Genomic DNA, 14,523 nt, shown 5'->3' on the forward strand with positions numbered 1-14,523 from the left:
TAGTGTTAATTATTTATCTTAATTCTACTCAAGTTAAACAAATAAAAAAAGCCGCATTACTTTCGTAAGTCGACTTTTATTTTTTATAAATTTGGAACAAACTACTTAGTTTCGTCTGCTTTAGCCTTGTTCAAGAAAGAAACAACAGCTGCAACGTGAGCAACACGCTTCTTAGCGTTCTTCTTGTTCTTAGGTCTTTGGTTTGGTTCACAACCAGTGTTGTAATTTTCACCTTTACGCATAGTACTATACTTCCTTTCAGATTTTCGAAAATCTCACTTAGTTTACCATGTTAAAGCTTTCTAGGCAAGATTTAACCGATTTTAATAAGTAAGATCCAGCAGAAAGTAGGATTTCAAAAAAATAACCTGCCGTAATTGCAGATTATTTATAAAGTTACATCTTTTTAAACTAGCAAGTCTTACCCTCTTGCATATCTTTAGCAGTTACTGACGATGGTTCATATTCATTAATCGAAACTGCACCGTCAATTACGCCACTGTCATCAGCTAAATTCAACGTAGCATCTTTTTCATCAACAACTAAATCGTTGCCTAAAAATTGCATCTCAGCCGGACTAGTATATAGGTCAAGACCAGCATTATTGGTTACCTTTATTGTGAAAGCTGGATCTTTGGCAGCTAAAATAACAAATTGAAAATTAGCTCCAATTGAGCAGGTACCACCAACTTTAGAATATTCATTAGAACCGTCATTTAACGCTAGTAAAACCACCTGACCAGCTTGAACACGACTGTTAAGCTTCTTTTCGGCAGCTGGCTTTAAATTCATTTGAACTTTATCCATAACTAAATCCCCCCTTATCTTTAACTACTAACTAAAGTATAGTATATAATAATATAGGAAAGCAAAGTTCTTGTTTATTAGCCAGACTTCATTATGATTACAAATTTATTATTGCATACAGCAAAAAAAAAGCTCAAAATAGAAGTAATGACTTTAGATGATTGTAACTTGCGAAAGGGGACATTTTATGACCGTCTTGAAAAAAATCGCTAACGACAGAATCTTACAAATTACTGCTGTAGTAACTATAATCAGCCTTTTTTTTGCTAGACCGCGGCTCGAGGACATTAACTTACACACTATATTTTCGGTAGCCGCGATGCTAGTCATTATTCAAATATATGCCTACTTGCATGTTTTAGACGTGCTGGCGTATAAATTAACGAGTATTGCAGATAACACACGCAAACTAAATATTCTATTTACGCTATTAGCTATTATTGCTGGGATGTTTTTAGGTAACGATATAACAGCGCTTACACTAATTCCATTATATCTCAATATTGCAAAAAAGTATAATTTACCGCAAATATTGCCTGTTACCTTAATTGGTATGGGAGCAAACATTGGAGCGGCATTTACGCCTTGGGGTAATCCACATAACATCTTTTTAGTCAGTAAATATTCAGTTAGTGCCCTAAAATTCTTTTCTTGGTCGCTGCCTTATCTGATTGCTTCATTAATTATTGCCTTTATTATTTTTCACTTTATTCCTCGTAAACAGATTCCAATTCAAAAAACTACACCAGTTAAAATAAGTGTTCGACCAACAATCATCACTACAATGGTTTTTGCCTTTTTCTTTTTGGGCGTTTTTAAGGTGGTTAATGTAGCTTGGCCAATGATAGCTGCCATCATTTTGGCACTATTAATCAATCCTAAGATACTACTTAGAGTTGATTATGCTTTATTGCTGACTTTTACCTGTTTCTTTATTTTTATTAGTGATATCCAACAGATTCCGGTCATTGTGACCTTAATTCACACCATGATTAATTCAGAGGGGTCAACTTATCTTACCTCGATTGTTTCTAGCCAGATTATTAGTAATGTGCCAGCTACGATTTTAGTTGGGAAGTTCACGCCGTACGCTGAAGCCCTATTTTTGGGATCAAATATTGGTGGCTTCGGCTCGCCAATTGGTTCAATGGCGAACATGTTAGTTCTAAAAACCTTTACTGAAAATGGGACAGTTTCAAAAGGTGAATTCTTTAAGAAATGGCTATTGATGCAAATCGCTGGTTTAGTTATCTTAACAATTATCGGAGGAATTTTATTACTCATTTAAAACCAGTTCGTTACTATTTCCAAAAAAAGTAGAAGTTAGTTATAATTAGATTAAGCTAGATTAAAAGGAGAAAAATATGTCACCATTAATGTGGATAATTCTAATTATCATTATTCTGTTAGTTGCTATCTATATTACCAGCTATAATTCACTGCAAAAATCTAAGGTATATACTGATGAATCTTGGAGTCAAATTGACGTGCAGCTAAAGCGGCGTAATGATTTAATTCCCAATCTTGTAGAAACCACTAAAGGCTATGCTAAACATGAAAAAAGTACTTTAGCTGAAGTGGTGCAATTACGGAATCAATTGACTGCGATTCCTAGTGATGATCGGGCGCAAGCGTTAAAGGTATCAAACCAGATTTCAGATGCGCTGAAATCAATTTTTGCTTTACAGGAAAATTATCCTGATTTAAAAGCCAACCAAAACTTCATGAAACTACAAGAAGAATTGACCAATACCGAAAATAAAATTGCTTATTCTCGGCAACTTTATAATTCTTCAGCTGCCCTTTATGATCAAAAGCTATTAACTTTTCCATCTAATATGGTCGCACGAATTCATGGCTTCCAGAAAGTCGATTATTTGCAAACAAGTGAAGCCGAAAAAGAAACACCTAAAGTTAAGTTTTAATAATAGGATCAACCATGCTATTTCAACAAATCGCCAGTAATAAGCGTAAAACAGGCTTGATTATGGTGTTATTCATAATTATTCTTGCTTTAGTTGGTTCAGGATTAGGCTATCTTTTTGGTGGGACACCTTGGAGCGGTTTAATCCTTGCCCTAATTGTTAGTGCAATCTATCTATTGATAGTTATGCATGATCCTGCAAATATGGTAATGAATCTCAATCATGCCCAAGAAGTTCACGAATCAGACAATCCAGAATTATGGCATATTGTACAAGATATGGCCTTAGTGGGTCGCGTGCCAATGCCGCGAGTTTTTATTATTAATGATCCTAGCCCTAATGCTTTTGCGACTGGTCGTGATCCCGAGCACAGCGCTATTGCAGTCACTCAAGGTTTATTAACCATGATGAATCGTGAAGAGCTCGAGGGAGTTCTAGGTCATGAAGTTTCACACATTCGAAACTATGATATTCGTCTTTCAACCGTAGCTACTGTTTTAGTGGGCGTTATTTCCTATATTTCAGGTATTGCTAGTCGTTACATCTGGTGGTTTGATGATGATCGCGACAATGATGATCATGATGACAACAAGGCGGTTTTAATATTTAAAATTATTGCAATTTTATTTGTGTTAATTCTCGGTCCATTGTGTGCCAGTCTGGCCCAAATGGCGTTATCACGTAATCGCGAATATTTAGCCGATGCTTCATCAGTTGAACTAACCCGAAATCCACAGGGACTAATTTCTGCTTTAACTAAGATTGAACACAGTGAGCCAATGCAACAGGCTGATCCAAGCAGTCGTGGATTATATATTGAGAATCCATTACATAAGAAAAACTTATTTGACAGCCATCCAGCAACTGCAGACCGAATTAAGCGACTAGAAAAAATGTAATTTTTCACTGCCCGACCAGAGAACTTATTCTTTGATCGGTTTTTTAGTGCAACAAAAATAGCGATTCTGACCGAATCACCATTGATACTATTCTATTTTAAATTAATATTAGCTTGTCTAAATAACTCCGACCTCATCTGAACCGGTGTTTGATGATAATATTCATTAAACTTCTTATAAAAAAAGGATTTTCCATGATATCCCACTAAAGTGATAATTTCCTTAACCGAGATATCTGGTCGGGCAAGCAAATTACGGGCTTCTTGCATCCTTCGCTCATCAACATGTTCGACAAAACTCTTCCCCGTTTTTTGTTTAACTAGGCTTGAAAAATAATTAGGATTTAAACCAAAATGTTTGGCTGCTTCTGCTAAAGTAATATCAGCAAAGTTGGCATCAATATAGCGATCAAGTTCTGTTCCAGCAAATTCCATAGTTGTTGCTGGTGCAGCGTTCAAGTCTTGCTTTCTGATAGTAGTAATCAACAACAATTTTAATTCGGCCGCAATAATTTCTTTAGCAAACAAATTTGCTTGTAGATATTCATCAATTATTTTATTTATTAATTGAACTGGTTCTGATAATTCAGTATTTTTAAGATATAGAAATCGTTGTTGTTCCAATTTCTGTTCCAGCTGCTTGATAATTTCCCGCTCTGACGCAGTACGCGAACCAGTATTTCCTGGGAAATACTGCCCTAGCTTTTGTAAACTAAATTCTAGTTTAACCAACACCCCACTATTTGTTTGCTGTTGTACCTCATATTCGCACTTATTCAACAAAAAAAGCATATTTCCCGGCTTGAGCCGATATTCATAGTTATCGACCTTAATTTTTATTTCACCTGCTGCCACATAAAGCAGTTGATAGCTGCTTGCTTGATAACGATGGACACCAGTATTATGATTTTCAAGTAAAATTGTAAATAGGTCAAAATTTTTATTTCCTGAATTTAACCGTAACTCATTGGTATCTGCTGTAGTTGCATGCAAAATACTGAGTAAATATTGTTCCAGTTTAACTACTGCCATGATTTCACCACCTAATCTTAGTTTATTTTCATAGTTCAATTATATAACAAAAAAGCAGTTTAATGATGAAAAACTAGACAAAGGACATTTTTTCTTGTACAATTTAGCCAAATAACATCGGGGTGCCGTTTGGCTGAGAAGATACCCATTGAACCTGCTATGGCTAATACCAGCGAAGGGAAAATTAACGTTTTTGCGTCGTCGAGTTTTTCCTTGACGACTTTTTATTTGGTGAAAAAATGTCAATCACAACTAACAATCTCTGTTTTTCATATAATCAAAATACCAAAATTCTTAATCAAATTAATTTAACAATCCCAACAGCTAAATTTTCGCTTTTAATTGGACCAACTGGCTGTGGTAAATCAACTATTTTAAAAATTCTTGCTGGTTTATATCCTAAATACGCTGGTCAAACTACTGGAAACGTTGATCTTGATGGATTACAAGCCGGCATGATGTTTCAACACGCTGGTGAACAGTTTACTATGGCCACACCTCGTGAAGAAATCATCTTTGCACTTGAAAATTTACAAGTCTCTCCTGAACAATATTCCCAGCGATTGGCTCACGGTGTAGAATTTACCCAAATTAAGCAGCTACTTGATCAAAAGATTAATACTATGTCAGGCGGTGAACAACAACGGGTTGCCCTCGCTGTTTTGGTCGCAATGGACCTTGACCTTTTTCTATTAGATGAGCCTTTTGCCAGTTGTGATCCTGAAGCACGCAGATTTCTAATTGACAAGCTCGGACAATTACAAACTCAGGGTAAAACTATTATTGTTAGTGACCATCTATTAAATGATTATGCCGGCATTTGCGATTATCTCTTTCAATTCAAAAATGGTACAATCACTAAGCTATCTGATCATGAAAAAGACCAGCTGTTGACACAGGGGCAGACTGCTGCCTCCTACTGCTTCGCTGTCCCAAATAACAAGGCTGCTTGTTTCACCTTAACTAATGTCCAAATTGCTCACAAGCGACTGCTATTACAACAACCTGAGCTTAAAATTGCTGCTGGAAAAACAACTCTCATTACTGGGGCTAACGGTACTGGTAAAACTTCATTATTTAATGCACTCACCAAGATGATCCCTTACATTGGCAGTATTGCATATTATGATCAGGAGATTAGCAAGTTAAGCGCTCGAAAATACTTGCTTAACGTGGCACAAGTTTTTCAAAATGCCACGGATCAATTCTTAAGTGTCACAGTTGCCGACGAAATTGCTTTGAGTAAAAAACAAGGATTAAATCCATTCTTTACCTCTGAAAAAATCAATCAAACATTGAACTATCTTGATTTAGACCAGCACCTAGATCAAGTTGTTTACACACTTTCGGGAGGTCAACAAAAGAAACTACAAATCTTTTTAATGCTACTAACTAATCAAGACGTATTGCTATTTGACGAACCATTAAGTGGATTAGATGAAGCCTCCAGTAAAAAAGTTGTCCAGCTCATGCAAGAAAGTCAGCAAGCTCGCCACCAAACCTTTTTAATTATCAGTCATGATTTACATAACTTAGCCCCTTGGTGCGACTATCATCTAGTCTTGCAACATCAGCATTTGAACTATTCTACTAAGTGAGGTCAATCATGAATCCTAGTTTCAAATTTATTTTAGCGTTAATTATTTCTATCGAAATCTCCATCAAGGTCAGTCTAACCACTAACTTACTAATTATTTTATTTTGCATTGGTTACTTGTTAGTTCACCACACTACGATAAAAAAACTACTAACTTTGCTACTTGCACCATTAATTGCTGCTATCACCGTTTTTGCTACTTTATACTGGTTTACCACCCAGCCAAATCTTAATAATGCTTTGAGCCTATCAAGTCGAATTTATGTTTATACGCTCTCGATTGCCTGTGTTAGCTGCAATACTAGTGCTGAATCATTGGCACGTTCATTTGAACAAAATTTTAAGCTGCCAAGCAAATTTGCTTATGGTGTGCTAGCCGCTCTTAATATTATCCCTTTAATGAAGCATGCGGTTAAACAAATCCGAACTGCTGGTATGATGCGCGGTGTTTATCTGAGTTTTTGGTCACCAGTACTTTATTTTAAAGCCATTCTGGTTGCCCTTAATTCAGCCGATAATTTGGCCCAAGGAATGGAATCACATGGATACCGCGAAGGCGGTCAGCGTTCTATAATTGTACCAATCACAGTTAAACGCGGTGATTGGTTATGGAGTATACTTTTACTCTGTTTAACGAACCTCTTCCTCTTTACATTGAAATAAGCAAAAAGACAACAGTTTAATTCCTGCTGTCTTTTTGCTAGTTATCAACCTTTTAATCCCGTGACTGCTTTTGTCCCCATTCTCTATTTTCCTTAACAAAGATCTGCAATAAATCTACAGCCTCCATCTTCTTTCGGAAAAATAGTGGTAACTCTGCAATTACCAGTTGGTCCACTTCTGCTACACTACGATACTTCGGATTAGTTATGGCAGCTTCAAGATTGTCTAAATAAAAGTATTCAAAAAATACTTCTTGTTTATCATAAGTTGTATACCAATAAGCCCAAACAACAAAATTACCACAATTAGAAATATCATCAGCCAAGTTGTTAGCCAACCCAACATAATCAAAGTCAGAATATTTATCTACCATATAATCACCTTTATTCTTTTAAACTTATATTTCACAATCACTATTATTACATTATATCTACTGGTATTTACTTATCTGTTAATAATACTTCCACTAGCTTCATTGTTCAACCAAATTTTTGATTAAGCAACTTGCAATTAACCATCAGTAATTCAACTACTTATGATATGGACTGCCACTATTAATCATAAAACCACGATAAATCTGTTCAATTAGGACCACCCTCATTAATTGGTGCGGCATAGTCAACTTACCAAAGCTGAGCAAACTATCGGCACGCTGATTCACTGCCTGACTAGTCCCCAGACTACCACCTATCACAAAAGTTAGCGTTGAATGTCCATAAGTAGCCAAGTCTTGCAATTCATGGGCAAACTCCTCACTACTACGTTCTTTTCCCTTAATTGCAGTTACATAAACATAGTCTTTTGGCTGGATCTTACTCAAAATTCGGTTACCCTCAATTACTTTAACCTGTTCTTGCTGAGCTAAACTGTATTTTTCTGGTGCCTTTTCATCTGCAACTTGTATTAGTTCCACTTTTGCAAAACGACTTAAACGCTTGCAATATTCTGCAATGGCAGCCTGAAAATACTTCTCTTTTAATTTACCTACACATACAATCTTAATCTTCATAACTTCTATTTTATCCCCTAATTCGCATTGTTTCCACCCCAGTTTTCCACAACTGTGTAAAAGCAAAATCTACATTTTGTAGTCAAAACTTCTGTTCGCCACCTAATTTGTGATTGCAGATTTTTTAAAATTTTTTTGTTAAAAAGTTGCCCACATATTATCTATAATTCGCAAATTTACAAACGTATGGCAATAAATGCTGTTATACTAGGATACTTGGCTAATTATTCCTAAAAATACCACCTGTAATCTACACACAATCAACAGATTATCCACAGCTATCTAGCAGTCTTTTTGGCAAAGTTATACACAATCCACAAAGTTATACACAGTTATCAACATTGTTTTATTGCTTTTAAAAAACTTGACAAGCCATAATTCCGAACATAATGATGTTTCGCAATAAAATTATTAATAAAAAAGCTATGTTAGCGGATAAAACCTAGCCAGCATAGCCTTTTTTTATTTAAATAAAGAATATTAGCAACTTTAATTAGCCTGCAACTTAACCTTTAAATTCAGCATTTTTCCATCCCGATTAACAGATAAATTGACGGTATCACCGACTTTATGACTATACAAGATGCTGTGTAACGAAGCGACATCTGAGACGGATTTATTGTCAACCTTGGTAATAACATCACCCGATTTAATCCCAGCTTCCGCAGCAGAACCTCTCTTAGTTACTGAAGAAACATAAATCCCCTTCTTCAAATCAGATTTTATATTGAGCCTCTTCTTGTAGCTATCAGGAATTCCTTCTAGGGCAATTACCTTAACACCTAATTGTGGCCGCGTAATTTTACCCTTCTTAACTAGCTGGTTAACAATCGTAACCACTTCGTTAGATGGAATCGCAAAGCCCATCCCTTCAACTGAAGTACCATCACTAGATTGGGCTAGCTTCATTGAGTTAATTCCAATTACTTGGCCAGCCGAGTTGACTAGAGCACCACCGGAATTTCCTGGATTAATCGCCGCATCAGTTTGAATAACCGTCTGCTCATTAGCAGATGACGTAGTAATGTTACGTGCTGGTGCTGAAATAATCCCTTGAGTGACCGTAGACGCGTATTCACTACCTAAAGGTGAACCAACCGCAATCACATTTTGTCCAGGAGCTAGGCTCTTAGAATCGCCAAATTCAGCTGTTTGACTTACATAACTAGCATCAATGGCTAGCACAGCAAGGTCGGTTGTTTCATCAGTACCAACGATTCGGGCATTGACAGTCTTACCATTGGTCAGCATCACTTGCACCTTATCACTACCAGAAACAACGTGATTATTAGTTACAATATAACCTTTTTTGCCCGACTTCATATAAATAACGCCGGAACCTTCACTATAAGTCTGTAACTTACCTTTGCCCTGACTGTTACTGTTATCGTCATCATCATCACCAAATAGATCAAACAAAGAATTACTCTTATTATTTGCCTGTCGCTTCATATTAATAACAGACACAACTGCACCCTTAACGTTGTTATAAGCTGGGGTCATTGCACCACTAGTTTTAGCACTCTTTTTAGAGAGCTTAGCACTATTAGAAGTAACACTAGTCTGGGCACTGTTATTATTTAAGTTAGCATTATTAATTTGATCAATGGCAACATAAGAAACCCCGCCGCCAATGATCCCTGCAACAACGCCAACTACCGCTGTTTTAACAAGACCATTTTTCATGATTAATTATCTCCTTTGTCTATACTTTCTAATATACTAATAAATTTTGAACAAATTATGAACAATGCTGCTAAATTTCAACTAAATTAGTAGGTTGTTGTGGATCAGTCAAGTTAATTTTAACATCACTGGGTAAATTCGTATCCCCGGATAGCAAGATTTTTTCAGCACTGTCTTTAGCTAACTGCGCAGTATTATTATGTTGACTTAAATGAGCCAAAAAAATTTGCTTAGTTTTATTACTTACAACATCTCGTAAAGCCTCTCCAGCTTCTTCATTGGACAAATGACCAACATCTGAAAGAATCCGCTGCTTCAATTCCCACGAATATGGCCCATTACGCAGCATCATGTCATCATAGTTAAATTCCATTAAGTAGGCATCAGCATCTGTGATTACCTCTTCAACTTTTTGCGAAACATAACCGGTATCTGTCAAAAAGGCCATTCGCTTGCCCTGACTAGCAAACACATAATATTGCGGCGCAGCAGCATCATGACTAGTAGCAAACGCTGTAACGTCAAGATCACCTAAAGTTAATGTCTGTCCAGGTTCAATGACATTAATTTGTGGCATCGGCAGCTTACCAATCTTATTGGTTTGCGATAGATAGTTCCAAGTCGCTTCATTAGTATATGCCGCAATTTGCGGATACCGCCGCATTAATACCCCTAATCCTTTACTGTGATCAGAATGATCATGGCTTAAAAAAACTAGGTCAATATCCGCAATATCAACTCCAACTTGCGCCAATAACTGCTGCGTCTTTTTACCAGACAATCCAGCATCCATCAAAATCTTGTGCTGCCTCGTTTCGATTAAACTGGTATTTCCAGTTGAACCACTAGCTAAAATAGAAACTTGCAAATTTTTCCCCTTCTAAAATATTCATTATTAATATGAGCTACCAACTTGCAATAACTGAGCAGTAAAAGCATTCACTCGCTTTATCGTAACATTCTTAGTGGCCTTACTTTCAATCCAAATAATCCATGTCGGCAATAAAATTGTACTGCCACGCACTTCCGTTAACTTAGAATATCCTAGTTTAACTTGCATTACTCGTGAATTATTGGCAATTTCACGATCAGTATACATTGCTTTAACCGCATGCCACGCACTGATAATTAATTGTGGTTCACGTACCGCGTGAATTGGCCCGAGATACGTAATCATATAATTAGTGATCTGATTTTTATGAACATTAATCGTTAGTTGCGCACCACTATCATAGATTTGCCCATAAGGTGAACTTTGAACATAACAATAAGTACTTTTATTGGACATGCCGGCATCATAATTAAATTTAGCGCCAAACGGAACATTCTGTGAGTCATTTTTAAAATTATTTAGCTGCTGCAATATTTGTTTTTGATTGCCACTTAACATAATTGGATTCTTAGGTGTCACAGTTAGAGTATTGTCATTTTTGGAAAAATGAGTAGTCATCTGAGTTAAATCGTTTGTTTTATTACCTAAATAATCTTTGTTCTTAGCCGCCAAATAATAACCCGAACGCTGCTTATGCGATATGTGGCGAGGAATATCAATCCCGTCTGCCCTCATCTCATTACGAATACTAGTAGTTGTCGTCCCTGAACTACTGCTCAAACTGATTGGAGAACGCCAAATTTCTATTCCTAGGTATAAGTCAATTAACAAGAAAATAATAAAAAATAGCCATTCTATTCGTTTATGGTCCATTTTATTGCGTTCCTCCTTGCTTTTTACCTACTCTATCTAATACACTAAAGTCTTGCTTTTTCCATTCAGACAAGCTTTTCCATTGATCATACGCTTTAACATAATATGTTGGAATCAAGTTAACCAAGTTATCATGACTGTTATCTTTTTCTACTTGAAAAGCAACCACTACACGTTGAATCTCTGTTCTCTTAAGTCCACTATTAACTAAGTTCTGCACCACTGAATCTGTTGACTGCAAATTACGAGTTTGTCCATCAAAGGGAATCGGAATCTGTAATTCCAAATTATTAAAAGTCACTTCAACAGCATCTTGGCTGTAATTAGTATTAATTTGTAAATCATGCTTATTTAAAAAGACTGGTATACCTTCAACATAATTAGTATAGTTGGTGATGGCACCGTTAGTATCAAAAAAGCGTAAATCTTGTTCATTTAAGCCAGTCTTATGCACGTAATCAACACTATCAAGCAGCTGCTCATTAACAGTCATATTCTTTCTTTTTTCATAATTAGTATATAAGAAGTCATGACGGTTAGACTTAGTCTTAGGTACCCGCAGCTTAGTATAATAATTTAGCGAATAGATCGTCCAGGGACCTTTGCCAGTATGAGTAGTAACATTGGTTGTGCCTAATAAACGTGAAACAAAATAGGAATCCGTTTGGCTATTAGTAAGGTAGCTGTAAACGCGCCAGTCTTCATTATTAAGATAAAAAACTTCGTAGCATCCCTTTAGGTGCTCAAACTTAACCGGAATCTTGCTGCGTGCTTGCTTGGCGTAACCGCGCAGCCGCTTAAAATTAACATTAGCTAGCTCAAGTTTTAATACAGTGTAAGTTTCATCATTACCTAAATACAGATATTTGTTACTGCTGGAAACAAAGACACGGCGAAACTGCTGACCAGTTTTTTGTAAATTTCGCTTAGTCAGTAAATTTAAATTAACTTCATCTGGAAATGTTAACTGCAAGTAATCTGGATCTTTCAGTAGCTGCTCATACTTTAGTTGACTACTGCTAACTTTTTTTACCTGCTGATATTTAGCACCTTTTAATTCTTTGGTAAATTCTAAAGGCAAATTGTTCTTAGCATCATATAATCTGCACAGTTGACCATCTTGATAACCGTAAGAACTAGTTGGGATATATAAGTCATTAACTGATTGAGTCTTATGCATTCGTGACTGCTGAGTAACATTATTATCTTGTTTAATATGGCTAAAATATTGATCATTAGTCATAATAAAAATCCACAGCACGATTGATAATATAAAAGCTGCACCTGTACCCAAAAAGAGCAGTGTATCACCAATTTTATGCTTAAACTTCATCCCAATCATCCCCTTCACTCATTGGCTCATACGGTAGTGCAATATGAAAGACTGATCCTTTTCCCTCACTACTGGTGGCCCAAATCTGGCCATGATGATCTTCAACAATTTCTTTAGCAATTGCTAAACCAAGACCCGTACCACCTTGAGCTCGTGAGCGTGCCTTATCAACCCGATAAAAACGGTCAAAGATTTTGTGTAAATCTTCACGCGGAATACCTAATCCCTGATCGGCAATATTCAAAATAATCTGCTGTTGATCTTGTTGCAACTTAACAGTAATCACACCGCCATCAGGTGAATATTTAATCGCATTATTTACAACATTATCAATTACTTGCGCCATTTTATCAGTATCAATCTCAACCCATAGTGCTTGCGGGGCTAGATGTCGTTTAATCGTGTATTTCTTCTTACCCGCTTTTTGATCGCTTTTCACAATCATATCGAAGCGATCCAAAATATGCGCAACAAAATCATTAAAATTAACCCACTCAAAGTCAACTTTAGAAACGCCTCGATCCATCCGTGACAAACTAAGCAAGTCATTAATCATTCGAATCATACGTTCGGTTTCTTCTTGAGTAACCTGTAAAAACTGTGGAGCAACCTCGGGATCTTTCCAAGCGCCAGCATTCAAGGTCTCAATATAGGCATGTAAACTTGTTAGCGGCGTTCGCAGTTCATGAGACACATTAGACACAAATTGTTTTTGCGAATCTTCATTTTTCTGCTGTTCCGTAATATCATGCAAGACACAAACACTACCTGAAACAAAGCCAGTTACCCGCTTAATTAGTGAGAAGCTTGCATGCAAAATTACTTCATCACGTGTTCCTTTGTTAACAGTTAGGACAATGCCTTTTTGCTCAGCAATTAAGTCTTGTGAAGTTTCATCAATTCCCAAAACCACCGCAATTGGCTTGTTAATAATCTGCTCTTCAGTAGTATTAAAAAAACTAAGCACCATTTGATTAACAACACTAATATTGCCATGACGATCTGTAGCCAACACGCCATCACTCATATGTGACAAGACACTATCAAGTCTACGCTGTTCACTTTCTGACTCTTCTTGGGAACGTTCAATTCTAACTGATAAGGTATTAAAAGCCTGGCCCAATTGCCCCAATTCGTCATTTGAATAAATCTTTACTTGGCTAGAATAATCCCCTTCGGCAATATTTAACGCCTGTGATTGCATTTCTTCAATTGGTCGCGTAATTGCACGTGAAACTACTAGTGACAAAATTGCTCCTAAAACAGCTGCAATTAGCGAGGTCACTAAGAACATTAACGAAACATTACGCAGATTATCAAATACTCCTTGCATTGACGCACGAACATAAATTGCACCAACAGTATTAGCAGAACCATTGCCCGCATTGAGCGGTGTAACTTGCACCATGTAATCGCCATGATCCTCAACCACCTTGGTCGCTTGCTTACCAGTCGAAGTCACCTGCTTAACTAAAGCATTATTAACTCGCTGACCGACTCGGCTTTTGTCATTAAAATTAGACACTGCCCGAATAATATCTTTGTTATCAACAATGATAATTTGACTAATTGCACTAGTGCCGTTGCCATAATCATTGACAATCCGATTAATGCTACTATCCGTATGCTTGTTGTCACGCAACAACTGCATCGCCACTTGATTAGTAACAATTGGTGGTACTTGAATGGTTGACTGAAAGTTTTCAATGCTACTTTGTTCTAGCTGCCTAGTGAAATAAGCCCCGATAACTTCAATCGTGGCAATAATCATCGCCATAAAGACAATTGCTAACGTGGTATTAATGGAAATAAATAAATGTTTGAACTTGCTCTTAATCTTTTTAATCATAATCATATATTATAGAGAT

The 14,523-nt window shown here is 36.6% G+C and carries 15 protein-coding genes and 1 riboswitch; of the genes, 5 read left to right on the forward strand and 10 right to left on the reverse strand.

The window, feature by feature from the left end; genetic code table 11:
* Positions 1-101: 101 nt before the first annotated feature.
* Positions 102-242, reverse strand: coding sequence for a hypothetical protein (locus OZX59_RS05735; RefSeq protein WP_277125141.1), 141 nt, complete (start codon positions 240-242; stop codon positions 102-104).
* A gap of 169 nt (positions 243-411) precedes the next feature.
* Positions 412-807, reverse strand: a complete 396-nt coding sequence (locus OZX59_RS05740; protein ID WP_277125143.1) for an iron-sulfur cluster biosynthesis family protein — start codon at positions 805-807, stop codon at positions 412-414.
* A 187-nt stretch (positions 808-994) separates the two neighbouring features.
* On the opposite strand from OZX59_RS05740, the gene OZX59_RS05745 reads away from it, so the two are divergent.
* The 3 genes from OZX59_RS05745 (at position 995) to htpX (ending at position 3,631) form a co-directional block, all read left to right on the forward strand.
* The gene (locus tag OZX59_RS05745) at positions 995-2,095 is read left to right on the forward strand and encodes an SLC13 family permease (RefSeq protein WP_277125145.1); all 1,101 of its coding nucleotides are present in this window, start codon (positions 995-997) and stop codon (positions 2,093-2,095) included.
* Between the two features lie 76 nt (positions 2,096-2,171).
* Positions 2,172-2,732, forward strand: coding sequence for a LemA family protein (locus tag OZX59_RS05750; protein WP_277125147.1), 561 nt, complete (start codon positions 2,172-2,174; stop codon positions 2,730-2,732).
* Between the two features lie 14 nt (positions 2,733-2,746).
* On the forward strand, positions 2,747-3,631 hold the full coding sequence (htpX, locus tag OZX59_RS05755; RefSeq protein WP_277125148.1) for a zinc metalloprotease HtpX: 885 nt from the start codon (positions 2,747-2,749) through the stop codon (positions 3,629-3,631).
* A gap of 92 nt (positions 3,632-3,723) precedes the next feature.
* Here the strand turns inward: htpX and OZX59_RS05760 are convergent, their stop codons facing one another.
* Positions 3,724-4,662 carry a helix-turn-helix transcriptional regulator gene (locus OZX59_RS05760; protein ID WP_277125150.1) on the reverse strand — a complete coding sequence of 313 codons (939 nt, stop codon included), beginning with the start codon at positions 4,660-4,662 and terminating at the stop codon, positions 3,724-3,726.
* Positions 4,663-4,770: 108 nt separating this feature from the next.
* Positions 4,771-4,860: riboswitch (TPP riboswitch) on the forward strand.
* A gap of 41 nt (positions 4,861-4,901) precedes the next feature.
* Between OZX59_RS05760 and OZX59_RS05765 the strand changes: the two genes are divergently transcribed.
* Together OZX59_RS05765 and OZX59_RS05770 are read left to right on the forward strand one after the other, a co-directional pair.
* Positions 4,902-6,260 (forward strand): ABC transporter ATP-binding protein, encoded by a 1,359-nt coding sequence (locus tag OZX59_RS05765; protein WP_277125151.1) that lies wholly within the window; start codon positions 4,902-4,904, stop codon positions 6,258-6,260.
* An 8-nt stretch (positions 6,261-6,268) separates the two neighbouring features.
* On the forward strand, positions 6,269-6,922 hold the full coding sequence (locus OZX59_RS05770; protein WP_277125153.1) for an energy-coupling factor transporter transmembrane component T: 654 nt from the start codon (positions 6,269-6,271) through the stop codon (positions 6,920-6,922).
* A gap of 52 nt (positions 6,923-6,974) precedes the next feature.
* Here the strand turns inward: OZX59_RS05770 and OZX59_RS05775 are convergent, their stop codons facing one another.
* From OZX59_RS05775 to walK, 7 genes are all read right to left on the reverse strand, one after another.
* Positions 6,975-7,295, reverse strand: a complete 321-nt coding sequence (locus OZX59_RS05775; protein WP_277125154.1) for a hypothetical protein — start codon at positions 7,293-7,295, stop codon at positions 6,975-6,977.
* Between the two features lie 156 nt (positions 7,296-7,451).
* Entirely contained in the window at positions 7,452-7,931 is a 480-nt protein-coding gene (gene rlmH / locus OZX59_RS05780; RefSeq protein ID WP_277125156.1) for a 23S rRNA (pseudouridine(1915)-N(3))-methyltransferase RlmH, read from the reverse strand.
* Positions 7,932-8,420: 489 nt separating this feature from the next.
* The gene (locus OZX59_RS05785) at positions 8,421-9,617 is read right to left on the reverse strand and encodes a trypsin-like peptidase domain-containing protein (RefSeq protein WP_277125158.1); all 1,197 of its coding nucleotides are present in this window, start codon (positions 9,615-9,617) and stop codon (positions 8,421-8,423) included.
* A gap of 70 nt (positions 9,618-9,687) precedes the next feature.
* The gene (locus OZX59_RS05790; protein WP_277125160.1) at positions 9,688-10,485 is read right to left on the reverse strand and encodes an MBL fold metallo-hydrolase; all 798 of its coding nucleotides are present in this window, start codon (positions 10,483-10,485) and stop codon (positions 9,688-9,690) included.
* 27 nt (positions 10,486-10,512) lie between these two features.
* Positions 10,513-11,322, reverse strand: coding sequence for a two-component system regulatory protein YycI (locus OZX59_RS05795; protein WP_277125162.1), 810 nt, complete (start codon positions 11,320-11,322; stop codon positions 10,513-10,515).
* A 1-nt stretch (position 11,323) separates the two neighbouring features.
* Positions 11,324-12,664: a hypothetical protein gene (locus tag OZX59_RS05800; protein ID WP_277126996.1), complete on the reverse strand. Its 1,341-nt coding sequence runs from the start codon at positions 12,662-12,664 to the stop codon at positions 11,324-11,326.
* Positions 12,645-14,501, reverse strand: a complete 1,857-nt coding sequence (gene walK / locus OZX59_RS05805) for a cell wall metabolism sensor histidine kinase WalK (RefSeq protein WP_277126997.1) — start codon at positions 14,499-14,501, stop codon at positions 12,645-12,647. Before walK ends, OZX59_RS05800 begins: the two co-directional genes overlap by 20 nt.
* Between the last annotated feature and the right edge of the window lie 22 nt (positions 14,502-14,523).

Source organism: Lactobacillus sp. ESL0681, from assembly GCF_029392835.1.
In the GTDB taxonomy this organism is placed as follows: Bacteria; Bacillota; Bacilli; order Lactobacillales; family Lactobacillaceae; genus Lactobacillus.